Here is a 25,849-nt window from a genome sequence, read left to right on the forward strand (position 1 = left end):
GACCCGTCGATTACGGGCCAGCCGCACCAGGCCACGGGCTAAGTTCCCGACCTGATGGGCAACTTTCGAGGACGCTTGGTAACCAGGTGAACATGCCAGCGGCGGTACGAGGACTCGTACCGCCGCAACCCTGTTCAGGGACTTTCCGGGAACCCGTTACGGCGCCTACGCCGCTCCGCGCTGGAGCGCCTCGCACACCGCCGTCGACTCTCTGACACCGAGCTCCACGGACCGCCCGCAGTGCGCGATCCACGCGGCAACCCCTTCCGGGGTGCCCGACGCATAGCCCTCGAGTGCGGCCAGATATTCGGCGCGGCCCTGCTCCGCATGCCCCACCTCGGCCGGACAGATCGACTTGGGGTCGAGACCGCTTCCCACCAGGACGATGCGCTCGGCCGCGCGCGCGACCAGCCCGTTGTGCGACCCGAAGGGCCGCAGTGCGAGCAGTTCGCCGTGCACGACGGCCGCGGTGACCAGGGCCGGAGCCGAGCCACCCGCGATGATCAGCCCCGAGAGCCCTTCGAGCCGGCCCGCCACTTCCTGCGCGTCCGGCAGCGGCAGCTCGACCAGCGGCTCGTCGACCGGCTCGCCACCCTGCCGGGGGCGCCCCACCGTGTCGCCGTTGTCGGCGGCCGCCACGAGGTGCAGACGTGCGAGCACCCGCAGTGGGGACTGCCGCCAGATCGACAGGAGCTGACCCGCCTCCGCCGTCAGCCGCAGGGCGGCGCCGACGGTGCGCGCCTCCTCGTCCCCGCCCGCGCCGCTGAAGTCGGAGCGCCTGCGCACCTCTTCGAGCGGCCAGTCGGCACCGGACAGCGCCGCGCTGCCGCGCGCGCCGCGCAGCGCGGCTTCGGAGGTGACCGCATGGCTGCGACGCCGCATGACCCGGTGGCCGTAGACCCGGTCCACGGCCTTGCGCACGGAGTCCACGGAGTCGGCCACGCCCGGAAGGGCCCCGAGGGCGGCAAGGGGGTCGGCTGTCGTACTCATGGGTACGACCCTACGCAGTCCAGAGCCCCGCCCCACGAAGGAGTGGTCTTCTTCACGCAGGGCGGACACGAACAGCAACCACCCCGCTACCCTTGGTGAACATGAAGATCGCTTTCGTGGGTAAGGGCGGCAGCGGGAAGACCACGCTGTCCTCGCTCTTCGTCCGTCACCTCGCCGCCATGGGCGCCCCGGTCATCGCGGTGGACGCCGACATCAACCAGCACCTCGGGCCCGCGCTGGGTCTCGACGACGACCAGGCGGCCGAACTGCCCGCCATGGGCGCACGCCTCCCCCTCATCAAGGAGTACCTGCGCGGCTCGAATCCACGGATCGCCTCCGCGGACACGATGATCAAGACGACTCCGCCCGGCGAGGGCTCGCGCCTTCTGCGGGTACGCGAGAACAACCCGGTGTACGACGCGTGCGCCCGGCCCCTGGAACTCGACGGCGGGGCCGTGCGTTTGATGGTCACGGGCCCCTTCACCGAAGCCGACCTCGGTGTCTCCTGCTACCACTCCAAGACCGGAGCGGTGGAGCTGTGTCTGAACCATCTCGTCGACGGCCGCGACGAGTACGTGGTCGTCGACATGACCGCCGGTTCGGACTCCTTCGCCTCCGGCATGTTCACCCGCTTCGACATGACGTTCCTCGTCGCCGAGCCGACGCGTAAGGGGGTCTCGGTCTACCGCCAGTACAAGGAGTACGCACGGGACTTCGGCATCACGCTGAAGGTCGTGGGGAACAAGGTGCAGGGCCAGGACGACCTCGACTTCCTCCGCGCACAGGTGGGAGACGACCTGCTCGTCACCGTCGGGCACTCCGACTGGGTACGCGCCATGGAGAAGGGCCGCCCTCCCCGGTTCGACCTCCTGGAAGAGCCGAACGCGGCCGCCCTGCGCACACTCCGGTCCGCCGCGGACGCGGCCTACGCGGGCCGGGACTGGGAGCGCTACACACGCCAGATGGTCCACTTCCACCTGAAGAACGCGCAGAGTTGGGGCAACGCGAAGACGGGCGCCGACCTGGCGGCCCAGGTCGACCCCGCCTTCGTCCTCCAGGAGAGCGTGACCGCCACCGCCTGACCGGCGCGGCCCCACCCGACAGGGCTCGGCTACCGCTTCACCGCCGGCGCTCCCGGTACCCCCTTGGGTGCCGGGGCGGGGCTGGTCGCCATGAAGGACGCCCAGCCCTGCTTGGGGGCCTCGCCGACGCCCAGCTTGGTGAGCCGATCCAGGGTCTTCGGGTCCTGGGCGTCCAGCCAGTCGACGAGCTGGCGGAAGGAGACGCAGCGCACCTCGGGCTTGTTGCACACGGTGTGGACGGTCTCGTCGACGGCGCGCATGTAGTTGCCGCCGTTCCAGGACTCGAAGTGGTTGCCGATGACCAGCGGCGCGCGGTTGCCCTTGTAGGCGCGGTCGAAGCCTTTGAGGAGGCTGTCGCGCATCTCGCCACCCCAGAACTCCTGCTTGTCGGCGTCGCCCTGGGTCGCGGTGCCCGACTGGCTGACCATGAAGTTGTAGTCCATGGTCAGCTGCTCGTACTTGTGTCCGGGGAAGGGCACGAGTTGCATCGACAGGTCCCACAGGCCGTCGTTCTTGTTGGGCCAGATCTGGTCGTTGATGCCGCTGGTGTCATAGCGGAAGCCGAGGTCGTGGGCCGCTCGCCGGAAGTTCTTCTGGCCCTCCAGACACGGGGTGCGGGCGCCGATGAGCTCCTTGTCGTAGTCGAAGGGGAGCGGGGCCGCGTCCTTCCTGCCCGTGTTCGTCTTCCAGGACTTCACGAAGGACTTGGCCTGGCTGATCTCGTCCTTCCAGTCGGCCACCGACCACTCGCCGACGCCGCCGCCCTTGCCGCAGAAGTGGCCGTTGAAGTGCGTGCCGATCTCGTTGCCCTCGAGCCAGGCGCCGCGGAGCTGATCCACGGTGTCCTTGATCCCCTGCTCGTCGTTGAAGCCGATCTCCGAGCTGCCAGGTGAGTGCTGCGGCGGCCGGTAGAGGTCGCGCTTCTCCTCCGGGAGCAAGTACACGCCGCTGAGGAAGTACGTCATCGTCGCGTTGTTCTCCTTGGCGACCTTGCGGAAGTGCGAGAACAGCTTCTGGCTGTCCTCCCCCGCGCCGTCCCAGGAGAACACCACGAACTGCGGCGGCTTCTGGCCGGCCTTCAGTCGCTCGGCCTTCGGCAGATGCGGCTGGCCTCCGGTGAAGGCGGTCGAGCCGTCCCCGATCAGCCGAATCGCGCTTCCCGGCGCAGGGGCGGGGGCGGCCTTCTGGGGACCGGTCACCTGGTGGTCACCGATCGCGCAACCGAACAGGACTGCTGCACACGCCGCGACGGCGGTGAAGCTCGCGGCGAGCTTCTTGGTGGCGGCCATGTCCGCCCACCTTCTTCCTTGGGTCTCTTCAGCTCGGATCTCTTCACGTCAGGGCGGACCGATGTGGCGAAATGCCGTATTTGTCGACGGCGACGCCAACGTCGCACGAGACCCAGGGAAGGATTAATACGACAAGCCGAAGAAAGCCCCTATTCACCCACTGAGGTGAATCACTGCCCCATTTGACCCGAAAATCCGTCCACAACCTTTACTCTGCATTACGATCCATTTACCGAGAGTTGATTCATCCCGCCGCTGCACGCCGTGATCCACGGCCGCGACCCTGCCCCGCCACAGACGGGGCCCCTCGTTCCGCGACCGCGCTGCCCCGGAGGAGACGGGAAACATGTCAGCCTGCGTCCCCACACGCCCTGCCGATCCGACACGGACCGACGAAACCAGCCGCACCCATCCACCCCACAGCCCGCCGCCGAAGCCGCCCCGCCGCTTCCGCGTCTCGGGCGCCGACCTGTCCGCGTCCGGGGCGGTCTTTCTGATCGCCCTGCCGCTGTCCCTCGGAATCGCCCTCGCCACCGGGGCCCCGCTCCAGGCGGGACTCGTCGCCGCCGCCGTCGGCGGACTCGTGGCCGGCCGCCTCGGCGGCTCCCCGCTCCAGGTCAGCGGCCCGGCCGCCGGCCTCACCGTCGTCACCGCCGACCTCATCCACCGCTACGGCTGGCGGACGACCTGCGCGATCACCGTCATCGCCGGAATCGCCCAACTCGGCCTCGGCTGCCTGCGCGTGGCCCGCAGCGCGCTCGCCGTGTCCCCCGCCGTCGTCCACGGCATGCTCGCCGGAATCGGCGTCACCATCGCGGTCGCCCAGGTGCACATCGTGCTCGGCGGCACCCCCCAGAGCGCCGTCCTCGACAATCTCCGCGCGCTGCCCGCCCAGTTGACCCACGTGGACCTGGCCGCACTGGGCCTGAGCCTCCTGACGCTCGCGGTCCTGTTCGCCTGGCCCCGGATCCCCGGACGCGCCGGGCGGGCTCTGCGCCGGGTGCCCGCCGCGCTCGTCGCCGTCGCCTGCGCCACCGCGACCGCCGCGTTCGCCGGGATCACCGTGACCAAGGTCGACCTGCCGTCCTGGAGCAGCCACGCCCTCGCCGGCCTGCCCGAAGGGCCCGTACTGGGCCTCGTCGCGGCCGTCCTGACCGTGACGCTCGTGTGCAGCGTGCAGTCGCTGCTCGGCGCCGTCGCCGTGGACAAGCTCGCGTCCTCGAAGCCCGCTCTGCGGCCGGAGGCCCGCCGCTCCGACCTGGACCGGGAACTGCTCGGCCAGGGGGCGGCCAACATCGTCTCCGGCACCCTCGGCGGACTCCCCGTCGCCGGGGTCGCGGTCCGCAGCGCCGCGAATGTGAACGCGGGCGGTGAGAGCAGGAACTCCGCGATGCTGCACGGCGTTTGGGTAGTAGTGGCCGCGCTCCTGATGGTCCCGGTGCTCGAGCTGATCCCCCTCGCCTCACTCGCCGCCCTGGTCATGGCCGTCGGCATCCAGATGGTGTCCCTGCACCACATCCGGACGGTCACGCGCCACCGCGAGGTCCTCGTCTACGCCGTGACGACGCTCGGCGTGGTCGTCCTCGGCGTACTCGAGGGTGTCGCCCTCGGCATCGCGGCCGCCGTCGCGGTCGCCCTGCACCGACTCGCCCGCACACGGATCACCCACACCGTGGACGGAACGGACAGAACAGACGGAGCAGGCGCGGCGGGCGCCGAAGGCCGAGGCGGGACGCATCACGTGCGAGTGCGCGGGCAGCTGACGTTCCTCGCCGTGCCCCGGCTCAGCCGCGTACTGCACCAGGTACCCCAAGGAGCCGGCTGCGTCGTGGAGTTGGACGGGTCCTTCATGGACCACGCCGCGTTCGAGTCCCTGCAGGACTGGCAGAAGTCACATGTCGCGCAGGGCGGGAAGGTCGAGGTGACCGGGCGGGCGGGGACCCGTATCGCCGAGCCGGCGTCGGCGTCGCACTCCTGCTGCCGGCCGTGGACGCCTTGGCGCAACCATCACTGCGACCGCCCGCGGACCGAGACCGCCGCTCCCCCGGCCGGCGGTGGCGGGTATCAACTGGCCAGCGGCATCAGCGCGTTCCAGCGGAACACGGCGCCGCATGTGCGGGACGAGCTCGCCCGGCTCGCCCGTGAGGGGCAGCGGCCCACCCAGCTGTTCCTGACCTGCGCCGACTCCCGGCTCGTGACGTCGATGATCACCTCAAGCGGCCCCGGCGATCTCTTCGTCGTCAGGAACGTGGGGAATCTGGTGCCGCTGCCGGGCGCCGAGAGCGGTGACGACTCGGTCGCCGCGGCCATCGAGTACGCCGTCGACGTACTGAATGTGCAGTCGATCACCGTGTGCGGGCACTCCGGCTGCGGTGCCATGCAGGCGCTGCTCAACAGTCCGCCCGAGGGCGGCGCGCAGACACCCCTGAAGCGGTGGCTGCGGCACGGCCTGCCGAGCCTGGCCCGCATGGCGGCCGCGAACCAGCCCTGGGCGCGGCTCGCGGGGCGCGCCCCCGCCGACTCGGTCGAGCAGCTCTGCCTGACCAATGTCGTCCAGCAGTTGGAGCATCTGCGGGCGCACGAGTCGGTGGCCCGCCGCCTCCAGGAGGGCTCGCTCGAACTGCACGGGATGTACTTCCACGTGGGCGAGGCGCAGGCCTATCTGCTGACCGAGCGGCCCGACGAGGTGTTCGACCAGGTGGCGCCGGAGGGTGAACTGCGCCCTGCCTGAACCCGTCCGTGACGGCGTGCGTGCCGGTGGGTGACCCCATCGGCACGCACGCACAAAGCTCAACAGGTCTAAACCATTTTACGGACCCCCCTTGTCACCGAGGGGGGCCGTCTGATGAGCTGTGGTCTGGGACACAACGGACACCCTGGGAAAGGGAGATGTCGTGAGCAACGAAAGCCTGGCCAACCTTCTTAAGGAAGAGCGAAGGTTTGCGCCGCCGGCCGACCTGGCGGCCGCCGCCAACGTCACCGCGGAGGCGTACGAACAGGCCAAGGCTGACAGGCTCGGCTTCTGGGCCGAGCAGGCCCGCCGGCTGACCTGGGCCACCGAGCCGACCGAGACCCTCGACTGGTCGAACCCGCCGTTCGCCAAGTGGTTCGCCGACGGGAAGCTGAACGTCGCATACAACTGCGTGGACCGCCACGTCGAGGCCGGGAACGGCGACCGGGTCGCCATCCACTTCGAGGGTGAGCCGGGCGACAGCCGGGCCATCACCTACGCGGAGCTCAAGGACGAGGTCAGCCGCGCGGCCAACGCGCTGACCGAGCTGGGCGTGCAGAAGGGCGACCGCGTCGCCGTCTACCTGCCGATGATCCCCGAGGCCGTCGTCGCCATGCTGGCGTGCGCGCGCATCGGTGCCGCGCACTCGGTCGTCTTCGGCGGATTCTCGGCCGACGCCATCGCGGCCCGCATCCGGGACGCCGACGCCAAGGTCGTCATCACGGCCGACGGCGGCTACCGGCGCGGCAAGCCGTCCGCGCTCAAGCCCGCCGTCGACGACGCCGTCAGCCGCGTCGACAGGGTCGAGAAGGTCCTCGTCGTCCAGCGCACCAAGCAGGACGTCGCCTGGACCGAGGGCCGCGACGTGTGGTGGCACGAGATCACGCGGAAGCAGTCGGCGGAGCACACGCCCGAGGCGTTCGACGCCGAGCATCCGCTGTTCATCCTCTACACGTCCGGCACGACAGGTAAGCCCAAGGGCATCCTGCACACGTCCGGCGGCTACCTCACGCAGGCCTCGTACACCCACCACGCGGTGTTCGACCTCAAGCCGGAGACCGACGTCTACTGGTGCACGGCCGACATCGGATGGGTCACCGGGCACTCGTACATCACATACGGCCCGCTCTCGAACGGCGCGACACAGGTCATCTACGAGGGCACCCCGGACACCCCGCACCAGGGCCGCTTCTGGGAGATCGTTCAGAAGTACGGGGTGACGATCCTGTACACGGCGCCGACGGCGATCCGCACGTTCATGAAGTGGGGGGACGACATCCCCGCCAAGTTCGACCTGAGCAGTCTGCGGGTCCTCGGTTCGGTCGGTGAGCCGATCAACCCCGAGGCCTGGATGTGGTACCGGAAGAACATCGGCGGCGACAAGTGCCCCATCGTGGACACCTGGTGGCAGACCGAGACCGGCGCGATGATGATCTCGCCGCTGCCCGGCGTCACCGAGACCAAGCCGGGCTCCGCCCAGCGTGCCCTGCCCGGCATCTCGGCGACGGTGGTGGACGACGAGGCTCACGAAGTGCCCGACGGGGGCGGCGGTTACCTGGTCCTGACCGAGCCGTGGCCGTCGATGCTGCGCACCATCTGGGGCGACGACCAGCGGTTCATCGACACGTACTGGTCCCGTTTCGAGGGCAAGTACTTCGCCGGTGACGGCGCCAAGAAGGACGAGGACGGCGACATCTGGCTGCTCGGCCGGGTGGACGACGTGATGCTGGTCTCCGGCCACAACATCTCGACCACCGAGGTCGAGTCGGCGCTCGTCTCGCACCCCTCCGTCGCCGAGGCAGCGGTCGTGGGCGCGGCCGACGACACGACGGGTCAGGCCATCGTGGCCTTCGTGATCCTGCGCGGCACGGCCTCCGCCGACGACGAGGGCCTCGTCGCCGACCTGCGCAACCACGTGGGCGCGACGCTCGGCCCGATCGCCAAGCCGAAGCGGGTCCTGCCCGTGGCCGAGCTGCCCAAGACCCGCTCCGGAAAGATCATGCGGCGCCTGCTGCGTGACGTCGCGGAGAACAGGGAGCTGGGAGACGTCACGACCCTGACGGACTCGTCCGTCATGGACCTCATCCAGACCAAGCTCCCGGCCGCGTCGAGCGAGGACTGACCGCACCGCGCATCACGAAATGGGCACCCGGCGCCGAACGCGCCGGGTGCCCATTTCATGCGTAAAGTGACGATCACCAGGTATGGCCCGCGTACACCCGGTAGGGTGAAACCTCAACTGGTGTGCCGGGAAGTCTGGTCGGCAACGCCGTCGGCGACCCCTCGTCGGCGCGTTCGCGAAAGCCGAACCCGACCGGAGGTCTTCACCCGTGGCCGCGCCCGCCCCCAGCAAGAACAGCCGTAAGGCGCTCGGCCGCCTCTCCCTTCCCGAGCGTACGTTCGTGGCGGACGCCCTGCGTGCCGAGACCGTCGGCGGAGTCCTGCTCCTCGTCGCCGCGATCGCCGCCCTCGTCTGGGCGAACACCCTCAGCGGCAGCTACGAGTCCGTAAGCCACTTCCACATCGGCCCCTCCGCGCTCGGCCTCGACCTGTCCATCGAGCACTGGGCCGCCGACGGACTGCTCGCCGTGTTCTTCTTCGTCGCCGGTATCGAGCTCAAGCGCGAACTCGTCGCCGGTGACCTGCGCGATCCCAAGGCGGCCGTACTGCCCGTCGTCGCCGCGCTCTGCGGCATGGCGGTCCCCGCCCTCGTCTACTTCCTCGTCAACATCACGGGCGGCGGCTCGCTCGACGGCTGGGCCGTGCCGACCGCCACCGACATCGCGTTCGCGCTCGCCGTACTCGCCGTCATCGGCACCTCACTGCCGTCCTCACTGCGCGCGTTCCTGCTCACGCTCGCCGTCGTCGACGACCTCTTCGCGATCCTGATCATCGCGGTCTTCTTCACCAGCGACATCAACTTCGCCGCCCTCGCGGGCGCCGTCGTCGGCCTCGGCGTCTTCTGGCTGCTCCTGCGCAAGGGCGTACGCGGCTGGTACATCTACGTGCCGCTCGCCCTCGTCATCTGGGGCCTGATGTACAACAGCGGAATCCACGCCACCATCGCCGGTGTCGCCATGGGGCTCATGCTGCGCTGCACCCGGCGGGACGGCGAGGAGCACTCGCCCGGCGAGCACATCGAGCACCTGGTGCGCCCGTTCTCGGCGGGGCTCGCCGTGCCGCTGTTCGCCCTGTTCAGCGCGGGCGTGACGGTGTCGGGCGGCGCCCTGACCGACGTATTCACCAAGCCCGAGACCCTCGGTGTGGTGCTCGGGCTCGTCGTCGGCAAGGCGGTCGGCATCTTCGGCGGGACCTGGCTCACGGCCCGCTTCACCAGAGCCTCGCTCTCCGACGAACTGGCCTGGCCCGACGTGTTCGCGGTCGCGTCCCTCGCCGGCATCGGCTTCACCGTCTCGCTCCTCATCGGCGAACTCGCCTTCACCGAGGACCCGCTGCTGACCGACGAGATCAAGGCCGCCGTCCTGATGGGCTCCCTCATCGCGGCGGTCCTGTCGAGCGTCCTGCTCAAGCTCCGGAACGCCAAGTACCGCGCGGTCTGCGCCGACGAGGAGCGCGACGACGACCTCGACGGCATCCCCGACATCTACGAGGAGGACAAGCCGGAGTACCACTTGCGGATGGCGGAGATCTACGAGAAGAAGGCCGCCGAACACCGCAGGCTTGCCGAAGTGACGGGCGGGGCAAGCGACGGGAGCAGTCGTCCGGCATGATCTGACAGCAGGTCTGCTACAGATGCCCGTACAGAGAAGAGGGAGTACGCGATGAGCGCACCCGACGGCACACCGGTCGGCGCCGAACGCAGCATCGGCCAGCTGGTCGCCACGGCCACGACCGAGATGTCCGCGCTGGTGCACGACGAGATCGCCCTGGCGAAGGCCCAGCTCAAGCAGGACGTCAAGCGCGGCGCGGTCGGCGGCGGCGCCCTGACGGCAGCCGGCGCGGTCCTGCTCTTCTCGCTGCCGATGCTGAGCTTCGCGCTCGCCTACGGGATCCGGACGTGGAGCAACTGGAACCTGGCGATCTGCTTCGTCCTGTCGTTCGCGGCGAACGTCCTGGTGGCCGGCCTGCTCGCACTGATCGGCGTCATCTTCATGAAGAAGGCCCAGAGGGGCAAGGGCCCGCAGAAGGTCGCCGCCTCGGTCAAGGAGACGGCAGGCGTACTGGGGAACGCCAAACCGCACCCCCGTCAGGTGACCCCCGCGAACCGAGTCGGCGACACGGTCGAGGCTGTGGCACGCTCGTCTTCATGACGGATCCCGCCACCCCTTCGGCCCAGCCCGCCTCGGTCGTACGCATCGGCGTCCCGGGCGGCGGCGAGCTGACCCACCGGGACGTCGCCGCCAACGGCGCGCGCTTCCACATCGCCGAGATGGGCGACGGGCCACTGGTCCTGCTCCTGCACGGCTTTCCCCAGTTCTGGTGGACGTGGCGGCACCAGATGGTGGCGCTCGCCGACGCCGGGTTCCGGGCCGTGGCCATGGACCTGCGCGGCGTCGGCGGCAGCGACCGCACCCCCCGCGGCTACGACCCGGCGAACCTCGCCCTCGACATCACGGGCGTCGTACGGTCCCTCGGCGAGCCCGACGCGGCGCTCGTGGGGCACGACCTGGGCGGCTATCTCGCGTGGACCGCGGCCGTCATGCGGCCCAAGTTGGTGCGCCGGCTCGTGGTCTCCTCGATGCCGCACCCCCGGCGCTGGCGCTCGGCGATGCTGTCCGACGTCAAGCAGACCGCCGCGGGCTCGTACGTCTGGGGCTTCCAGCGGCCGTGGGTGCCGGAGCGTCAGCTCGTCGCGGACGACGGCGCCCTGGTCGGGCGGCTGATCCGGGACTGGTCCGGGCCGCGCCTCCCCGACGACGAGGCCGTGGACGTGTACCGACGCGCCATGTGCATCCCGTCCACGGCACATTGCTCGGTCGAGCCGTACCGCTGGATGGTGCGGTCGATGGCCCGTCCGGACGGCATCCAGTTCAACCGGCGCATGAAGCGTCCGGTGCGGGTGCCGACGCTGCATCTGCACGGCTCGCTCGACCCCGTGATGCGTACGCGCAGCGCGGCGGGTTCCGGCGAGTACGTCGAAGCGCCTTACCGCTGGCGGCTGTTCGACGGTCTGGGGCACTTCCCGCACGAGGAGGACCCGGTCGCGTTCTCCAGCGAACTGGTCAGCTGGCTGAAGGACCCCGAGCCCGACCGGTGACGGCCACGCGGCCGCCCTCGCACGATCGGGTGACGCGTTCGAGCCATGTCCTGGAACAACTGTCCCTCGAACTGCCAATTGCCTGGCGCATAGGCCAATTGGGGGGCGCACGCGCGATTACCGACCTTGGGGCACGGGCACACGTCGGGGTATGGGCTGGACGCACGACTACAGTGACGCAGCACGCAACCGCCGCTCAGCCACGGTGCTGAGCCGTCACCCGGGGGGTGGCCCGCAGGAACCGGGCCATGACCAAACCCCTCCGGGGATCAACATTCCCCGCATCCTGCGCCGCCGGGCCCGCTGGGTCTCGGCCCGGCTGCGGCACACACGCGACTGACGCGTCACCGGCCCGGCCTTCACCGCCTCCCGAACCTCACAGGGCGCAGTTGTCGCTGTCCACCTGCTGGTTGGCCGTGCGGCCGCGGTCGATGTCCTGGCTGATCTCGTCCCGGGTGAGCGCGTACCCGGTCTGGGCGCTGTCGAGTGACTTCGCGAAGACCACGCCGTACACCTTGCCCTCGGGCGTGAGCAGCGGGCCGCCGGAGTTGCCCTGGCGGACGGTCGCGTAGAGCGAGTACACATCGCGTTGCACGGTGCCGCGGTGGTAGATGTCCGGGCCGTTGGCCGTGATGCGGCCGCGCACGCGCGCGGGACGGACGTCGTACGCGCCGTTCTCCGGGAAGCCGGCGACGATCGCGCCTGCGCCGCGCTCGGCGTCCGTGGAAGTGAACTGGAGCGGGGGCGCCTTCAGCGTGGGCACGTCGAGTACGGCGATGTCGCGCTTCCAGTCGAAGAGGACGACCTTCGCCGCGTACATCCGGCCTTCGCCGCCTATCTGTACGTTCGGCTCGTCCACGCCGCCGACCACGTGCGCGTTCGTCATGACGCGGCGGTCGGCGAAGACGAAGCCGGAGCCTTCGAGGACCTTGCCGCAACTGGGGGCCTGGCCGGTCACCTTGACGATGGAGCGCTTGGCCGTCTGCACGACCGGGCTGTTCGCCAGCTTCGGGTCGGGGGGCTGGACGTCGGTGATCGGCTCGTTCGAGAACGGGCTGAAGACCTGCGGGAAGCCGTTCTGCGCGAGCGCGGAGGAGAAGTCCGCGAACCACGTGTTCGCCTGCGTGGGCAGGGCTCTGGACACGCCGAGCAGGACCTTGGAGTTGCGCACTTCCTTGCCGAGCGTGGGCAGCGTCGTGCCGGCCAGGGCCGAGCCGATGAGCCAGGCGACGAGGAGCATCGCCACCACGTTCACCACGGCACCGCCCGTGGCGTCCAGGGCGCGGGCCGGGGACCAGGTGATGTACCGGCGCAGCTTGTTCCCCAGGTGCGTGGTGAACGCCTGTCCCACGGAGGCACAGACGATGACCACGATCACGGCGACGACGGCCGCGGTCGTACTCACCTTGGCCTCGTCGGTCACCGCGCTCCAGATGGCGGGCAGGACGTAGACCGCGACGAGGCCGCCACCCAGGAAGCCGATCACCGACAGGATGCCGACGACGAAGCCCTGGCGGTAGCCCACGATCGCGAACCACACGGCGGCGACGAGCAACAGGATGTCCAGCACATTCACGTGGGCCACCCTGTCATGAGCGCCAGTCGAGTGGGACCTGCTTACTGTGGTCCCAGGGGCGCTCCCATCCCGCGTAGTGCAGGATCCGGTCGATAACTCCGGCCGTAAAGCCCCAGACCAGAGCCGATTCGACGAGGAACGCCGGGCCCTTGTGGCCCCTCGGGTGAACCGCCGTCGCACGGTGGCGCGGATCCGTGAGATCCGCCACGGGGACCGTGAAGACGCGGGCCGTCTCCGCCGGGTCGACCGCCTGCACCGGCGTCGGGGTGCGCCACCAGCCGAGGACCGGCGTCACCACGAAGCTGCTCACCGGGATGTACAGCTTCGGCAGGACGCCGAAGAGCTGGACGCCGCGCGGATCGAGCCCGGTCTCCTCCTCCGCCTCGCGCAGGGCGGCGCGCAGCGGCCCGTCCGTACGCGGATCGCCGTCCTCCGGGTCGAGGGCGCCGCCCGGGAAGGACGGCTGGCCCGCGTGCGAGCGCAGCGATGTGGCGCGCTCCATGAGCAGCAGCTCGGGGCCGCGCTCGCCCTCACCGAAGAGGATCAGGACGGCCGACTGACGCCCGTCGCCGCTCTCGGGCGGCAGGAACCGGCTCAGCTGTAGCGGCTCGACCGTGTCGGCGGCCTTCACGACCGGGTCGAGCCACTCGGGCAGCCCCTCGCGGCTCAGCCGCACGGGCTCGATCTTCGTCACGCGCTCTTCGTGCGCCTCACTGTGTGCATGCGTCATAGGCACCCCCGTCCAACTGAACACAACGCCTGCGTCCCCGCCGTTCGTTCCGCGATGCGTCACTCCCCCGTGGCGGGCGGCGCGGTGGCGCCGAGCGGGGGCGCCGGGATACCGCCGGCGTCCAGGTACGACTGCGGGGGCTTCAGGCGCTGGCCGGGGAAGCCGCCCTTCTCGTACTTCAGGAGCTTCTTCGCCTTCTCCGGGTCGGTCTCGCCCTCCCCGTATGCCGGGCAGAGCGGCGCGATCGGGCAGGCGCCGCAGGCGGGCTTGCGGGCGTGGCAGATCCGGCGGCCGTGGAAGATCACGTGGTGGGAGAGCATCGTCCAGTCGCTCTTCGGGAAGAGCTCGCCGATGGCCTTCTCGACCTTGTCCGGGTCGGTCTCCTCCGTCCACTTCCAGCGCCGCACGAGCCGCCCGAAGTGCGTGTCCACGGTGATTCCCGGCCGCCCGAAGGCGTTGCCCATCACGACGAAGGCAGTCTTGCGGCCGACGCCGGGCAGCTTGACCAGGTCTTCGAGACGCCCCGGGACCTCGCCCCCGAACTCGTCCCGCAGTGCCGCCGCGAGCCCCATGATCGACTTCGTCTTGGCGCGGAAGAACCCGGTGGGCCGGATCAGCTCCTCGACGTCCTCGGGGTTCGCGGCCGCGAGGTCCTCCGGGGTCGGGTACTTGGCGAAGAGGGCGGGCGTCGTCTGATTGACCCGCAGATCGGTGGTCTGGGCGGACATCACCGTGGCGACGAGCAGCTGGAAGGGGTTCTCGAAGTCCAGCTCGGGGTGGGCGTACGGGTACACCTCGGCGAGCTCACGATTGATGCGCCGGGCACGCCGGACGAGCGCGGTGCGGGACTCGGGCTTGGCAGCGGCCTTCTTCGGGGGCTTGTCCGACTTCGCGGCGGCGGCCTTCTTCACGGGCTTGGCGGCGCCGGCCTTCTTCGCGGCAGCACGCTTCCCTCCGGAACCCGCGGCACCACCGGAACCACCGGAACCACCAGCGCCCTGCCCCGCGGAAGCCGCAGCACCCCCGGCGCCATCCCCGACACCTCTAGCCCGCTTTACCCCTTTTGCCGCTTTCTCGGGCGTGGCCGGGGCCTGTTCGCCCACAGCGGAATTACGTCCTGTGGTCACCGTCCCAGCCCCCTTGGCCTCTGCTCTCACCGGCGTTTTGGACACTCGGCCAGCCTAAAGGCAGCCGCTGACATCCGCCGTGGACCCCGCAGATCAGTCCTCGATTGGCCCCCTCCCCCACAGCTTGCGACGCCCGTGCGGCAGACTTGTGCCTGAGTGACTGATCACACTGTTTGGACCGTCCGGCAAAATGGGGAGCGGGAACCCGGTCCCCGGATGCAGGTCGACATAGGAGAGAAACTCGTGGACGACGTTCTGCGGCGCGCCCCGCTTTTCGCGGCGCTCGATGATGAGCAGGCCGCGGAGCTCCGCGCCTCCATGAGTGAGGTGACCCTCGCGCGCGGCGACGCCCTCTTCCACGAGGGCGACCCCGGAGACCGCCTGTACGTGGTCACCGAGGGCAAGGTGAAGCTCCACCGCACCTCCCCCGACGGCCGCGAGAACATGCTCGCGGTGCTCGGCCCCGGCGAGCTGATCGGCGAGCTCTCGCTGTTCGACCCGGGCCCGCGCACGGCGACCGCCTCCGCGCTCACCGAGGTCAAGCTCCTCGGCCTCGGCCACGGCGACCTCCTGCCCTGGCTGAACGCGCGCCCCGAGGTGGCCTCCGCCCTGCTGCGCGCCGTCGCCCGGCGCCTGCGCAAGACCAACGACCAGATGTCCGACCTGGTCTTCTCGGACGTGCCGGGCCGCGTGGCCCGCGCGCTCCTGGACCTCTCCCGCCGCTTCGGCGTGCAGTCGGAGGAGGGCATTCACGTCGTGCACGACCTGACGCAGGAGGAGCTGGCCCAGCTGGTCGGCGCCTCCCGCGAGACGGTGAACAAGGCGCTCGCGGACTTCGCGGGCCGCGGCTGGCTCCGCCTGGAGGCCCGCGCCGTGATCCTGCTCGACGTGGAGCGCCTCGCGAAGCGCTCGCGCTGACACCTTCGTTCCACGCGTACGGGTCCCGTCTCCCTCCGGGGAGGCGGGATCAGCCGTTCACCCCCGCGGAAAATGCCGGGACTACGCCCGCCCGACCCGGCACAGTGGACCCATGGCGACCACCACTCGCGGCCTCGACGACGGCGGATTCATCGAGCGCGAAGGCTCTCTGAGCCGGATCCAGCCGGACTTCCGCCCCGTGGTGTCCGCGGCGCGCGACGGTCTGCTCGCCGGCTTCGGGCCGCGGATGACGAGCGCGTACCTCTATGGCTCCGTGCCGCGCGGCACCGCCCGCCTCGGCCGCAGCGACCTCGACCTCCTCCTCGCACTGCGCGAGGAGCCGACGGACGACGACAGGGCGGAGGCCGACGCCCTGGCCGAAGGCCTGAACAAACAGTTCGCCCAGATCGACGGCGTGGGCCTGCTGATCCTCAGCCGAAGCCAGGTCCTCAGCGACCTCGAACGACACGACCTCGGCTGGTTCGTGGCCTGCCTCTGCACTCCGCTCCTCGGCGAGGACCTGGCCGAATATCTGCCGCGCTACCGCCCCGACTCCCTCCTGGCCCGGGAGACCAACGGCGACCTGCGCCTGCTCCTGACGCGCTGGCGCGAACGCATCGCGCGAGGCGACGACCCGCGCACCCTGGACCGCCAGATCTCCCGTCACCTCGTCCGCACCGGCTTCACGCTCGTCATGCCCCGCTGGAACGGCTGGACCAGTGATCTGACACAGATGGCCGAGGTGTTCGGCACGTACTACCCGCAGTGGGCGGACGCGATGCGACAGGCGTCCGAGGCGGCGTACGAACCGGTGGGCGCACCGCACACCCTCCGGGCGTACACCGAGGACCTGGGCCCGTGGCTGGCGGCAGAATACGAAGCCGTGCACGGAGTGAAGGCCCCCCGCCCCTGACTTGGGAAGCAGGACACCGATGAGCTCAGCGTCGACGGACAGCCTGGCCGAGCGGTTCGAGGAGTCACGGGGGCACTTGCGCGCCGTGGCCTACCGGATGCTCGGCTCGTTCAGCGAGGCGGAGGACGCCGTACAGGAGACGTGGCTGCGGCTCCAGCGGTCCGACACCTCGGCCGTCGAGAACCTGGGCGGCTGGCTCACCACCGTCACGGGCCGGATCTGCCTGGACCTGCTGCGCTCGCGCAAGGCAAGGGGCGAAGAGCCCCTGGAAACCCACGTACCCGACCCCCTGGTCACGAGCCTCGACACCCCGGACCCCGAACAACAGGCGCTCCAGGCGGACTCGGTGGGCCTGGCGCTGCTCGTGGTCCTGGACTCGCTGGCGCCGTTGGAGCGGCTGGCGTTCGTGCTGCACGACCTGTTCGCGGTGCCGTTCGACGACATCGCGCCGATCGTGGAGCGCACGCCGGCGGCGACCCGGCAGCTGGCGAGCCGCGCGCGCCGCCGCGTCCAGGGAGCACCGCCGCCGGAGACGGACCTGGTACGCCAGCGCGAGGTGGTCGAGGCGTTCCTCTCGGCGGCCCGCGAGGGCGACTTCGAGGGACTGCTGGCGGTACTGGACCCGAACGTACTGCTACGGGCGGACGCCGGGGCAACAGACCTCTCGCGCCTGGTCCGAGGCGCTCACGCGGTGGCGTCCGGGGCGATCACGTTCCAGCGCATGGCACCGCACGTGCGCGTGGTGCTGGTCAACGGCACGATCGGCCTCCTGGCACTGCCGGCGGGCCGCCCGGCATCGCTGATGTCCTTCACGATCACAGACACCGGAATCACAGAACTGAACGTCCTGGCGGACGAGGACCGTCTGCGGCGCCTGACCCTCGAGGCCTGACCCGGCGGCCCGCTAAATGAGCCCGTGCTCCGTCAGATAATCGAGCTGAGCCAGCACAGACAACTCGGCAGCGGGCCACAGAGACCGGTCCACACCCGCGTACACATGGGCAACGATCTCTGACGCCGTGACATAACCGCTCTCGACGGCGGTCTCGACCTGGGCGAGCCGGTTGGCGCGGTGGGCGAGGTAGAACTCGACGGCGCCCTGGGCGTCTTCGAGTACGGGCCCGTGCCCCGGCAGCACGGTGTCGACCCCGTCGTCGACGGTGAGGGACCGCAGCCGCCGCAGCGAGTCGAGATAGTCCCCGAGCCGCCCGTCGGGATGGGCGACGACGGTGGTCCCGCGCCCGAGCACGGTGTCACCGGTCAGCACGGCGCGATCGGCGGGCAGATGGAAACAGAGCGAATCAGCGGTGTGCCCAGGCGCGGCGACAACACGCAACTCAAGCCCACCGACGGCCACAACATCCCCACCGCCCAGCCCCTCGTCCCCAAGCCGCAGAGCAGGATCGAGCGCCCGCACCTTGGTCCGGGTCAGCTCGGCGAACCGGCCGGCGCCCGCCGCGTGATCGGGATGCCCATGAGTGAGAAGGGTCAGAGCCACCCGCTTACCGGCAGCCTCAGCGACCGCGACAACCCTCCGCAGATGCACGTCGTCGAGCGGCCCGGGATCGATCACCACGGCGAACTCGGAATCAGGCTCGGAAACGATCCACGTATTGGTCCCGTCCAGGGTCATCGCGGAGGCGTTCGGTGCCAGCACGTTGACCGCGCGCGCGGTGGCGGGCCCGGACAGCACCCCGCCGCGGGGCTGTCCGGGAAGAGCGGCGGCTTCGGTCATGCGGAGGCTCCCCCGGACGTGGTCGGAATGTGCTTGGTGAACTCATCATGACCGGGCCAGGACAGAACAATCTCCCCACCCTCCAGCCGGGCCCGAGCGAGCACAGGGGAGAGATCCTGCGCCGCGGCCCCCACCAGGGCCCCCTCGGCGCTGTCGAAGCCGGCCAGCGCCCGCAGCGTCGCGATCGTGGGCGGCATCATCATCAGCTCGCCCTTGTCGTACCCTTCGGCGGCCTGCTCGGGCCGGATCCACACGGTCCGATCGGCTTCAGTAGAGGCGTTACGGGTGCGCTGCCCCTCCGGCAGAGCGGCGACGAAGAACCAGGTGTCGTACCGCCGGGGCTCGAACTCGGGCGTGATCCACCGCGCCCAGGCCCCCAGCAGATCGGACCGCAGAACCAGCCCACGCCGCCCGAGGAACTCCCCGAACGACAACTCCCTCTGGACGAGCGCCTCCCGGTCGGCCTCCCAGGACTCACCGGTCGTATCCCCCACCACGGACGCCGCATCGGGCCCGGCGAGCAGCACGCCCGCCTCCTCGTACGTCTCCCGCACGGCGGCACACACGATCGCCTGCGCCGACTTCTCGTCCACGCCGAGCCGAGCCGCCCATGCCGCACGCGAGGGCCCGCCCCACCGCACGACCGACTCGTCGTCACGGGGATCCACACCCCCGCCCGGATACGCGTACGCGCCCCCGGCGAAAGCCATGGAGGCGCGTCGACGCAACATATGCACTTCGGGACCGGCGACCGCGTCCCGCACAAGCATGACGGTCGCGGCCCGCCGCGGCACAGCGGCCGCCAGCTCACCCGCCGCGAGCGCACGAATCCGCTCGGGCCACTCCGGGGGATACCACTGCCCATTCGCCATGGCCGGAGGCTATCCGCTACCAAGCGGATGTTCGAGAGCCACAGACGATCAAGTACGAAGGCTGCCCCGACGGACAGCCCACCGGTCCGCAGCCGCCCACGAGACAGAAGGGCCGCCGAACCCGTCACCGGCCCCCGCCCGCGTCCGAGACCGGAGGGGCCATGGCGCGATGTGCACGCGGAGCCACCAGCACCAGATACGGGGCAATCAGCCGGGCGACGAAACGCCATGGAACAGCAAGCACGTACAGCCCGGCGCGGCCCCGCCCCTACGGGACGGAGCGCACCGGAACGGCCCCGGACCGGACCGAGGACCTCAGCCCCAACTCCCGGCCCGCCCACAAACCTCAGCGGAGCGAAGCTCAACCCGAAACGAGCTCGACCTGAACCTCGACCTCAACAGGCGCGTCCAGCGGCAGAACGGCCACACCCACGGCGGACCGAGCGTGCACACCCTTCTCGCCGAGAACCTCGGCGAAGAGCTCACTGGCCCCGTTCACCACACCCGGCTGCCCGGTGAAGTCAGGCGCGGAGGCGACAAAGCCGACGACCTTCACCACACGAGCGACCCGATCGAGATCACCGGCAACGGACTTCACCGCGGCGAGCGCGTTCAGCGCACACGTACGGGCCAGCTCCTTGGCCTGCTCGGCGGTGACCTCGGCCCCCACCTTCCCGGTGAGCGGAAGCTTCCCGTCCACCATCGGCAGCTGACCGGCCGTGTACACGTACACACCGGACTGCACGGCCGGCTGGTAGGAGGCGAGCGGCGGCACGACCTCGGGCAGGGTCAGCCCGAGCTCGGCGAGGCGCGCGTCGACGACCCCGCTCATGCCTTCGCCCGCTTCAGGTAGGCCACGAGCTGCTCGGGGTTGTTCGGCCCGGGCACGACCTGGACGAGCTCCCAGCCGTCCTCGCCCCAGGTGTCCAGAATCTGCTTGGTCGCGTGCACGAGAAGAGGCACGGTCGCGTATTCCCACTTGGTCATACGGCCGACTGTAGCCGCTGGACCGGCGATGACCGACAGCCTCCTGCGTAGCCCGCGCGCGGACTGGTTAGGCTCGAAGACGTGAGCAGGCTCCAGGTCGTCAGCGGCAAGGGCGGTACCGGAAAGACCACGGTCGCCGCCGCACTGGCGCTCGCCCTCGCGACCGAGGGCAAGCGCACTCTCCTGGTGGAGGTGGAAGGACGCCAGGGCATCGCACAGCTCTTCGAGACGGAAACACTGCCGTACGAGGAACGGAAGATCGCGGTAGCCCCGGGGGGCGGCGAGGTGTTCGCACTCGCCATCGACCCGGAGCTGGCGCTGCTGGACTACCTCCAGATGTTCTACAAGCTGGGCGGCGCGGGCAGGGCGCTCAAAAAGCTGGGCGCGATCGACTTCGCGACAACGGTGGCGCCGGGCCTGAGGGACGTACTCCTGACGGGCAAGGCCTGCGAGGCGGTACGCCGAAAGACGAAACAGAACAAATACGCCTACGACCACGTGGTGATGGACGCCCCGCCGACGGGCCGCATCACGCGCTTCCTGAACGTGAACGACGAGGTCGCGGGCCTGGCCAAGATCGGCCCGATACACAACCAGGCGCAGGCGGTCATGCGGGTCCTCAAGTCGCCGGAGACAGCGGTGCACTTGGTGACGCTGCTGGAGGAGATGCCGGTCCAGGAGACGTCGGACGGCATCGCGGAGCTGCAGGCGGCGAACCTCCCCGTGGGCCGGCTCATCGTGAACATGGTGCGCCCGGCGGTCCTGGCCGACGCCGAACTGACGCTGGCGCAGGGCGGCGTACCCAGGGCGGCCATCGCCAAGTCCCTGTCCGCGGCGGGCCTGGGCGGCGCCCGCAGAGGCGGCAACGCCGAACGCCTGGTGACCCCGCTCCTCGACCAGGCGGCGGAGTACGCGGAACGGCACGATCTGGAGCGCAGCCAGCGGGCGGTGCTGGCCGATTCGGGCCTGCCGCTGCACGAACTGCCGCTGCTGACCGACGGGATGGACCTGGCGGGCCTGTACCGACTGGCCACGGAACTGCGGAAGCAAGGGATCTAGAGACACATGACGTCGTCCCTGAGCCTGAACCCGACGGACACCCACGTACTCGACGTGGACCCACTCATCGACGACCCCAGGACGCGCATCGTGGTGTGCTGCGGCTCCGGCGGCGTCGGCAAGACGACGACGGCGGCGGCACTCGGCCTGCGCGCGGCCGAGCGCGGCCGCAAGGTCGTCGTGCTGACGATCGACCCGGCACGCAGGCTCGCCCAGTCGATGGGCATCGACTCGCTGGACAACACACCGCGCCGCGTGAAGGGGATCGCCCCCATCGAAGGAGCAGAGGGCGGCGAACTGCACGCGATGATGCTCGACATGAAGCGGACGTTCGACGAGATCGTCGAGGCGCACGCGGACGGCCAGCGGGCCGAGGCGATTCTGGGCAACCCGTTCTACCAGTCGCTCTCGGCGGGCTTCGCGGGCACGCAGGAGTACATGGCGATGGAGAAGCTGGGCCAGCTGCGGGCCCAGGACGAGTGGGACCTGATCGTCGTCGACACTCCGCCGTCCCGCTCCGCGCTCGACTTCCTGGACGCGCCGAAACGTCTCGGCTCGTTCCTGGACGGCAAGCTGATCCGGGTCCTGATGGCCCCGGCGAAGGTCGGCGGCCGGGCCGGCATGAAGTTCCTGAACGTCGGGATGTCGATGATGACGGGCGCGCTCGGGAAGCTGCTGGGCGGTCAGCTTCTGCGCGACGTACAGACGTTCGTGGCGGCGATGGACACGATGTTCGGCGGGTTCCGCACGCGCGCCGACGCCACGTACAAGCTGCTCCAGGCCCCCGGTACAGCGTTCCTGGTGGTGGCGGCGCCGGAGCGGGACGCGCTGCGCGAGGCGGCGTACTTCGTGGAGCGCCTCGCCGCGGAGGACATGCCGCTGGCCGGGCTCGTACTGAACCGGGTGCACGGCAGCGGTGCCGCGCAGCTGTCGGCCGAGCGGGCGCTCGCGGCCGCAGAAAATCTTGACGAGCGCGGCATTGTGGATCAGGGGGACGGGAAGGTAGAGCTGCGTACCGCTCCCGAAGCAGGCTCCCCCGCCCCAGCAAGGGACACGGCCGACGAGCACGCCCAGACGCCGGATAAAACCCCACATAGCGCACCCGTGCACGCACACGCATCCAACTCACCTGTCACAGGCACGCCTGCCACCGCGACCACAGACCGCGCCACGACAGACCGCGCGGCCACAAACCACGCAGCGACGGACCAACTCACGGCAGGCCTGCTGCGATTGCACGCGGAACGCATGCAGCTGCTGGCACGCGAGCAGCGCACACGCGACCGCTTCGCGGCGCTCCACCCGGAGGTGGCGGTCACCGAGGTCGGCGCCCTGCCCGGCGATGTGCACGACCTGGCAGGCCTGAGGACCATCGGGGACCGGCTCGCGGCCGGTGCGGACCCGGCCGGAGCTGCGTGAGCCGTACGGACGCCTCCCGAGGCGCGGGCCACCACACGGCTCGCACCCCCTCGGACGCCCTGGAAGGAGCTCGGCTCCCTCACCCCACGGCGGCGTACCTCTCGTACGTCGCGTCGTCATCGATGTCCACGGGCAGCAGGCCCGCACCGCGCTCGTACTCCGTACGAGCCGTCTCGAGCAGCCGGCGCCACGAGGTGACGGTGGGGCGCCTGCGCAGCAGCGCACGGCGTTCCCGCTCGGTCATGCCACCCCACACGCCGAACTCGACGCGGTTGTCCAGCGCGTCGGCCAGGCACTCGGTCCGCACCGGGCATCCGGTGCACACCGCCTTCGCCCGGTTCTGCGCTGCTCCTTGAACGAACAGTTCATCTGGATCGGTAGTGCGGCAGGCCGCCTGCGCACTCCAGTCGGTTACCCAGCCCATACCGGCGCCGTCCTCTCCCGAATCGAGGCTCCCCCACGGCGGCAGCGGCATATTCACCGCCGCCAGTTGAGGACGTTACGGAAGGTGGGCACAGCGCAACACCCCCTTCGGGCCCAATCTTGAATGGCCCGAACGGACTATGCGTAAGCGGCAGATCACCCGACGGAGTGAGCCGAGGGCATGTGCGACCAACCCGGCAAACCGGGACGTTTCAGCTGAGTCACAGCGGACACCGGGTGACACTCGAGGCGGTTTCGGACACGCCCTCACCAACCACGGAACGACCGCGGAGGAGTGGTGAGATGACTACCGGAACGATTCGGGTTCGCCGGACGTCTTGATACGTGACCGCACTGCTGTGACAGTTGAGTACAGCTTAGGCCAAGGCATATACGCCTGTCCGGAGAATCAGAACGTAGGCTGCCCTCATGGGAAAGAAGCGCTCGGGCGGTGGACTGTCACCGACTCAGCAGGCCGCCAAGTTCCTTGGTGTCAGTGTCCTCGCGGGAGCCGTCCTCGCCGGAATCGCGCTGCCCGCAGCGGGCGCGCTCGGCCTCGCGGCGAAGGGCTCGGTCGAGGGATTCGACGAGATCCCGGCCAACCTCAAGCAGCCGCCACTCAGTCAGCGCACCACGATCCTGGACAACAAGGGCGGCGCGATCGCGACGGTCTACTCGCGCGACCGCACGGTGGTGCCCCTCAAGGACATCTCGCCGTACATGCAGAAGGCGCTCGTCGCGATCGAGGACTCGCGCTTCTACGAACACGGCGCCGTCGACCTGAAGGGCATCCTGCGCGCGATCAACGAGAACGCGCAGAGCGGCGGTGTCGCGCAGGGCGCGTCCACGCTCACCCAGCAGTACGTGAAGAACGTCTTCATGGAGGAGGCCGGCGACGACCCGACAAAGCTCGCCCAGGCCACCCAGCAGACGATCGGCCGCAAGATCCGCGAGCTGAAGTACGCGATCCAGCTCGAGGACAAGCTCGGCAAGAAGCGCATCCTCGCCAACTACCTGAACATCACGTACTTCGGTGAGCAGGCATATGGCGTCGAGGCCGCCTCGCAGCGGTACTTCTCCAAGTCGGCGAAGGACCTGACGATCGAGGAGTCCGCGATGCTGGCCGGCATCGTCCAGTCCCCGAGCCGCTACGACCCCGTCAACGACGAGGCGGAGGCCACCAAGCGACGGAACGTCGTGCTCCAGCGGATGGCCGAGACGCACGACATCTCCCAGGCCGAGGCGGACCGCGCCAAGAAGAAGCCGCTCGGCCTGAAGATCAGCAAGCCGCAGAACGGCTGCATCACGGCGGTCAAGGGCGCGGGCTTCTTCTGCGACTACGTACGTGAGGTGTTCCTCACCGACCCGGTCTTCGGCAAGACGAAGGAAGCGCGGGCGAAGCTCTGGAACCGGGGCGGCCTGAGGGTGCAGACCACCCTCGACCCGCAGACGCAGGAATCGGTGCAGGCGTCGATCAAGGATCACGTCTACCAGACGGACAAGGTCGCGACGGCGGCCACGTTCGTCGAGCCCGGCACCGGCAAGATCCTCGGCATGGGCCAGTCGAAGCCGTACGGCTTCGGCAAGAACGAGACACAGATCAACTACTCGGTCGACCGAAAGATGAGCGGGTCGAACTTCGGCTTCCCGACGGGGTCGACGTTCAAGCCGTTCCTCGCCGCGGCCGCCCTGGAGCAGGGCACCCCGGTGACGAAGGCGTACCCGGCGCCGTACCGGATGCCGTATCCGAAGTCGGTCCAGACGTGCAGCGGCAAGCCGTGGGTGAACAGCAGCGGCTTCACCGTGGAGAACGAGAACGAGTCCGAGGTCGGTCCGTACGAGCTGGAGGAGGCGATGGCCAAGTCCATCAACACCTACTTCGTGCAGATGATCGGCGACACCGGGATGTGCCCGGTGATGGACATGGCCGACAAGCTGGGCGTCGTCCAGGGCAACGGCGACAAGCTCCCCGAGGTCCCGGCCATCGTCCTCGGCTCCAAGGGCATCTCGCCGCTGACCATGGCGAGCGCGTACGCCGCCTTCGCCAACCGCGGCACGTACTGCACGCCGGTCGCCATCGAGTCGATCACGGCCCCCGGCGACAAGTCGCTGCCGGTGCCGAAGTCGTCGTGCTCGCGCGCGATGACCACGAAGACCGCCGACAGCATCAACACCCTGCTGAGCGGCGTGATCGACTCCGGTACGGGCAGGGAGGCCGGTCTGACCGACCGGGCCAACGCGGGCAAGACCGGTACGACCGACAGCCGTAAGAACGCCTGGTTCGTGGGGTACACGCCGAACCTGTCCGGCGCGGTCTGGGTCGGCAGCGCCCTGCAGAACGTCGAGATGGAGAACATCACCATCGGCGGCGTGTACCAGGCGAAGGTCTTCGGCGGCCAGGTCCCCGGACCGATCTGGAAGGACGCCATGGTCGGCGCCCTCGCCGACAAGCCGTCCCCCGGCTTCAACCTGATCAACATCCCCGACCCCAAGGAGGACAGGGACAGGGACAGGGACCAGGACGAGGGCCCGGACGGGAACGACGGAAAGCCGAGCCGGAACGGCGGCGGAAACGGCGACAGCCCGTGGCCGGACATCTCCCTCCCGCCGGACCTCCTCGGCGGCGGCAACGGGCACGGCGGCGGACGCCGCTGAAGCGGACGCCGCTCGGGCGAGTCCCGCTTGGACGGTGACGTACGCGAATGGGGCGCCCCCTCAATCGGGGGCGCCCCATCGGCGTATGTGTGAGGGGTGAGGCGGAAGACCGGAACGAGACCGGA

At 69.8% G+C, this 25,849-nt stretch carries 23 protein-coding genes; 13 read left to right on the forward strand and 10 right to left on the reverse strand.

The genetic code is table 11. The annotated features are described in order from the left end of the window. Nucleotides 1-165 precede the first annotated feature (165 nt). On the reverse strand, nucleotides 166-990 hold the full coding sequence (locus OG698_RS22790; RefSeq protein WP_406105055.1) for an oxidoreductase: 825 nt from the start codon (nucleotides 988-990) through the stop codon (nucleotides 166-168). 101 nt (nucleotides 991-1,091) lie between these two features. Here OG698_RS22790 and OG698_RS22795 point away from each other — a divergent pair, with 101 nt between their 5' ends. Further along, nucleotides 1,092-2,072 carry an ATP-binding protein gene (locus tag OG698_RS22795; RefSeq protein WP_406105056.1) on the forward strand — a complete coding sequence of 327 codons (981 nt, stop codon included), beginning with the start codon at nucleotides 1,092-1,094 and terminating at the stop codon, nucleotides 2,070-2,072. Nucleotides 2,073-2,101: 29 nt separating this feature from the next. Here OG698_RS22795 and OG698_RS22800 read toward each other — a convergent pair whose 3' ends face one another. Then, nucleotides 2,102-3,361: a hypothetical protein gene (locus tag OG698_RS22800; RefSeq protein WP_406105057.1), complete on the reverse strand. Its 1,260-nt coding sequence runs from the start codon at nucleotides 3,359-3,361 to the stop codon at nucleotides 2,102-2,104. A gap of 346 nt (nucleotides 3,362-3,707) precedes the next feature. Between OG698_RS22800 and OG698_RS22805 the strand changes: the two genes are divergently transcribed. From OG698_RS22805 to OG698_RS22830, 6 genes are all read left to right on the forward strand, one after another. Further along, the gene (locus tag OG698_RS22805; protein WP_406105058.1) at nucleotides 3,708-6,092 is read left to right on the forward strand and encodes a bifunctional SulP family inorganic anion transporter/carbonic anhydrase; all 2,385 of its coding nucleotides are present in this window, start codon (nucleotides 3,708-3,710) and stop codon (nucleotides 6,090-6,092) included. A 121-nt stretch (nucleotides 6,093-6,213) separates the two neighbouring features. Next, nucleotides 6,214-8,214: an acetate--CoA ligase gene (gene acs / locus OG698_RS22810; protein ID WP_406105059.1), complete on the forward strand. Its 2,001-nt coding sequence runs from the start codon at nucleotides 6,214-6,216 to the stop codon at nucleotides 8,212-8,214. 208 nt (nucleotides 8,215-8,422) lie between these two features. Further along, nucleotides 8,423-9,823, forward strand: coding sequence for a Na+/H+ antiporter NhaA (nhaA, locus tag OG698_RS22815; protein WP_406105060.1), 1,401 nt, complete (start codon nucleotides 8,423-8,425; stop codon nucleotides 9,821-9,823). Nucleotides 9,824-9,874: 51 nt separating this feature from the next. Then, nucleotides 9,875-10,363 carry a phage holin family protein gene (locus OG698_RS22820; RefSeq protein ID WP_406105061.1) on the forward strand — a complete coding sequence of 163 codons (489 nt, stop codon included), beginning with the start codon at nucleotides 9,875-9,877 and terminating at the stop codon, nucleotides 10,361-10,363. After that, nucleotides 10,360-11,310: an alpha/beta fold hydrolase gene (locus tag OG698_RS22825; protein WP_100596323.1), complete on the forward strand. Its 951-nt coding sequence runs from the start codon at nucleotides 10,360-10,362 to the stop codon at nucleotides 11,308-11,310. The genes OG698_RS22820 and OG698_RS22825 overlap by 4 nt, the downstream gene beginning before the upstream one ends. Before the next feature lie 151 nt (nucleotides 11,311-11,461). Continuing rightward, nucleotides 11,462-11,650, forward strand: coding sequence for a hypothetical protein (locus OG698_RS22830; protein WP_100596324.1), 189 nt, complete (start codon nucleotides 11,462-11,464; stop codon nucleotides 11,648-11,650). Between the two features lie 36 nt (nucleotides 11,651-11,686). On the opposite strand, the gene OG698_RS22835 is transcribed toward OG698_RS22830, so the two are convergent. From OG698_RS22835 to nth, 3 genes are read right to left on the reverse strand one after another with little or no spacing between them, the layout of a single operon-like run. Beyond that, on the reverse strand, nucleotides 11,687-12,886 hold the full coding sequence (locus tag OG698_RS22835; RefSeq protein WP_399968776.1) for a MarP family serine protease: 1,200 nt from the start codon (nucleotides 12,884-12,886) through the stop codon (nucleotides 11,687-11,689). 13 nt (nucleotides 12,887-12,899) lie between these two features. Further along, complete coding sequence (locus tag OG698_RS22840) at nucleotides 12,900-13,616, reverse strand: NUDIX hydrolase (protein ID WP_399968778.1); 717 nt, start codon at nucleotides 13,614-13,616, stop codon at nucleotides 12,900-12,902. Between the two features lie 59 nt (nucleotides 13,617-13,675). Continuing rightward, nucleotides 13,676-14,788, reverse strand: a complete 1,113-nt coding sequence (gene nth / locus OG698_RS22845) for an endonuclease III (RefSeq protein ID WP_406105062.1) — start codon at nucleotides 14,786-14,788, stop codon at nucleotides 13,676-13,678. A gap of 198 nt (nucleotides 14,789-14,986) precedes the next feature. On the opposite strand from nth, the gene OG698_RS22850 reads away from it, so the two are divergent. The 3 genes from OG698_RS22850 to OG698_RS22860 all read left to right on the forward strand — a co-directional run bounded on the left by OG698_RS22850 (nucleotide 14,987) and on the right by OG698_RS22860 (nucleotide 17,466). Continuing rightward, nucleotides 14,987-15,661: a Crp/Fnr family transcriptional regulator gene (locus OG698_RS22850; RefSeq protein ID WP_100596519.1), complete on the forward strand. Its 675-nt coding sequence runs from the start codon at nucleotides 14,987-14,989 to the stop codon at nucleotides 15,659-15,661. A gap of 112 nt (nucleotides 15,662-15,773) precedes the next feature. Then, entirely contained in the window at nucleotides 15,774-16,574 is an 801-nt protein-coding gene (locus OG698_RS22855) for a nucleotidyltransferase domain-containing protein (RefSeq protein ID WP_406105064.1), read from the forward strand. Between the two features lie 19 nt (nucleotides 16,575-16,593). Continuing rightward, nucleotides 16,594-17,466, forward strand: a complete 873-nt coding sequence (locus OG698_RS22860) for a sigma-70 family RNA polymerase sigma factor (protein ID WP_406105066.1) — start codon at nucleotides 16,594-16,596, stop codon at nucleotides 17,464-17,466. A 12-nt stretch (nucleotides 17,467-17,478) separates the two neighbouring features. Here OG698_RS22860 and OG698_RS22865 read toward each other — a convergent pair whose 3' ends face one another. The 4 genes from OG698_RS22865 to OG698_RS22880 all read right to left on the reverse strand — a co-directional run bounded on the left by OG698_RS22865 (nucleotide 17,479) and on the right by OG698_RS22880 (nucleotide 20,168). Next, nucleotides 17,479-18,309, reverse strand: coding sequence for an MBL fold metallo-hydrolase (locus OG698_RS22865; RefSeq protein ID WP_406105068.1), 831 nt, complete (start codon nucleotides 18,307-18,309; stop codon nucleotides 17,479-17,481). After that, a complete protein-coding gene (locus tag OG698_RS22870; protein ID WP_399968787.1) occupies nucleotides 18,306-19,181 on the reverse strand; it encodes an NUDIX hydrolase in 876 nt (291 codons plus the stop codon). The genes OG698_RS22865 and OG698_RS22870 overlap by 4 nt, the downstream gene beginning before the upstream one ends. A gap of 361 nt (nucleotides 19,182-19,542) precedes the next feature. Beyond that, entirely contained in the window at nucleotides 19,543-20,013 is a 471-nt protein-coding gene (locus tag OG698_RS22875) for a RidA family protein (protein WP_406105069.1), read from the reverse strand. After that, the gene (locus OG698_RS22880; RefSeq protein ID WP_020129281.1) at nucleotides 20,010-20,168 is read right to left on the reverse strand and encodes a DUF4177 domain-containing protein; all 159 of its coding nucleotides are present in this window, start codon (nucleotides 20,166-20,168) and stop codon (nucleotides 20,010-20,012) included. The genes OG698_RS22875 and OG698_RS22880 overlap by 4 nt, the downstream gene beginning before the upstream one ends. Nucleotides 20,169-20,249: 81 nt before the next feature. Between OG698_RS22880 and OG698_RS22885 the strand changes: the two genes are divergently transcribed. Together OG698_RS22885 and OG698_RS22890 are read left to right on the forward strand one after the other, a co-directional pair. Then, entirely contained in the window at nucleotides 20,250-21,227 is a 978-nt protein-coding gene (locus tag OG698_RS22885) for an ArsA family ATPase (protein ID WP_406105070.1), read from the forward strand. Between the two features lie 6 nt (nucleotides 21,228-21,233). Continuing rightward, nucleotides 21,234-22,646 carry an ArsA family ATPase gene (locus tag OG698_RS22890; protein WP_406105071.1) on the forward strand — a complete coding sequence of 471 codons (1,413 nt, stop codon included), beginning with the start codon at nucleotides 21,234-21,236 and terminating at the stop codon, nucleotides 22,644-22,646. 79 nt (nucleotides 22,647-22,725) lie between these two features. Here OG698_RS22890 and OG698_RS22895 read toward each other — a convergent pair whose 3' ends face one another. Then, nucleotides 22,726-23,070 carry a WhiB family transcriptional regulator gene (locus OG698_RS22895; RefSeq protein ID WP_199841926.1) on the reverse strand — a complete coding sequence of 115 codons (345 nt, stop codon included), beginning with the start codon at nucleotides 23,068-23,070 and terminating at the stop codon, nucleotides 22,726-22,728. Nucleotides 23,071-23,498: 428 nt separating this feature from the next. Here OG698_RS22895 and OG698_RS22900 point away from each other — a divergent pair, with 428 nt between their 5' ends. Further along, nucleotides 23,499-25,724, forward strand: coding sequence for a transglycosylase domain-containing protein (locus OG698_RS22900; RefSeq protein ID WP_406105074.1), 2,226 nt, complete (start codon nucleotides 23,499-23,501; stop codon nucleotides 25,722-25,724). The last annotated feature ends 125 nt before the right edge of the window (nucleotides 25,725-25,849 follow it).

Source organism: Streptomyces sp. NBC_01003 (assembly GCF_045162695.1).
GTDB lineage: Bacteria > Actinomycetota > Actinomycetes > Streptomycetales > Streptomycetaceae > Streptomyces.

What these genes read in the sequence shown, in the direction of transcription:
- OG698_RS22860 (WP_406105066.1), top strand. Translation starts at nt 16,594, where the DNA reads ATGAGCTCAGCGTCGACGGACAGCCTGGCCGAGCGGTTCGAGGAGTCA.
- OG698_RS22875 (WP_406105069.1), bottom strand. Translation starts at nt 20,013, where the DNA reads ATGAGCGGGGTCGTCGACGCGCGCCTCGCCGAGCTCGGGCTGACCCTG.
- OG698_RS22865 (WP_406105068.1), bottom strand. Translation starts at nt 18,309, where the DNA reads ATGACCGAAGCCGCCGCTCTTCCCGGACAGCCCCGCGGCGGGGTGCTG.
- OG698_RS22790 (WP_406105055.1), bottom strand. Translation starts at nt 990, where the DNA reads ATGAGTACGACAGCCGACCCCCTTGCCGCCCTCGGGGCCCTTCCGGGC.
- OG698_RS22855 (WP_406105064.1), top strand. Translation starts at nt 15,774, where the DNA reads ATGGCGACCACCACTCGCGGCCTCGACGACGGCGGATTCATCGAGCGC.
- OG698_RS22800 (WP_406105057.1), bottom strand. Translation starts at nt 3,361, where the DNA reads ATGGCCGCCACCAAGAAGCTCGCCGCGAGCTTCACCGCCGTCGCGGCG.
- OG698_RS22890 (WP_406105071.1), top strand. Translation starts at nt 21,234, where the DNA reads ATGACGTCGTCCCTGAGCCTGAACCCGACGGACACCCACGTACTCGAC.
- OG698_RS22795 (WP_406105056.1), top strand. Translation starts at nt 1,092, where the DNA reads ATGAAGATCGCTTTCGTGGGTAAGGGCGGCAGCGGGAAGACCACGCTG.
- OG698_RS22880 (WP_020129281.1), bottom strand. Translation starts at nt 20,168, where the DNA reads ATGACCAAGTGGGAATACGCGACCGTGCCTCTTCTCGTGCACGCGACC.
- OG698_RS22900 (WP_406105074.1), top strand. Translation starts at nt 23,499, where the DNA reads ATGGGAAAGAAGCGCTCGGGCGGTGGACTGTCACCGACTCAGCAGGCC.
- OG698_RS22870 (WP_399968787.1), bottom strand. Translation starts at nt 19,181, where the DNA reads ATGGCGAATGGGCAGTGGTATCCCCCGGAGTGGCCCGAGCGGATTCGT.
- OG698_RS22805 (WP_406105058.1), top strand. Translation starts at nt 3,708, where the DNA reads ATGTCAGCCTGCGTCCCCACACGCCCTGCCGATCCGACACGGACCGAC.
- OG698_RS22830 (WP_100596324.1), top strand. Translation starts at nt 11,462, where the DNA reads ATGGGCTGGACGCACGACTACAGTGACGCAGCACGCAACCGCCGCTCA.
- OG698_RS22840 (WP_399968778.1), bottom strand. Translation starts at nt 13,616, where the DNA reads ATGACGCATGCACACAGTGAGGCGCACGAAGAGCGCGTGACGAAGATC.
- OG698_RS22820 (WP_406105061.1), top strand. Translation starts at nt 9,875, where the DNA reads ATGAGCGCACCCGACGGCACACCGGTCGGCGCCGAACGCAGCATCGGC.
- OG698_RS22825 (WP_100596323.1), top strand. Translation starts at nt 10,360, where the DNA reads ATGACGGATCCCGCCACCCCTTCGGCCCAGCCCGCCTCGGTCGTACGC.
- OG698_RS22895 (WP_199841926.1), bottom strand. Translation starts at nt 23,070, where the DNA reads ATGGGCTGGGTAACCGACTGGAGTGCGCAGGCGGCCTGCCGCACTACC.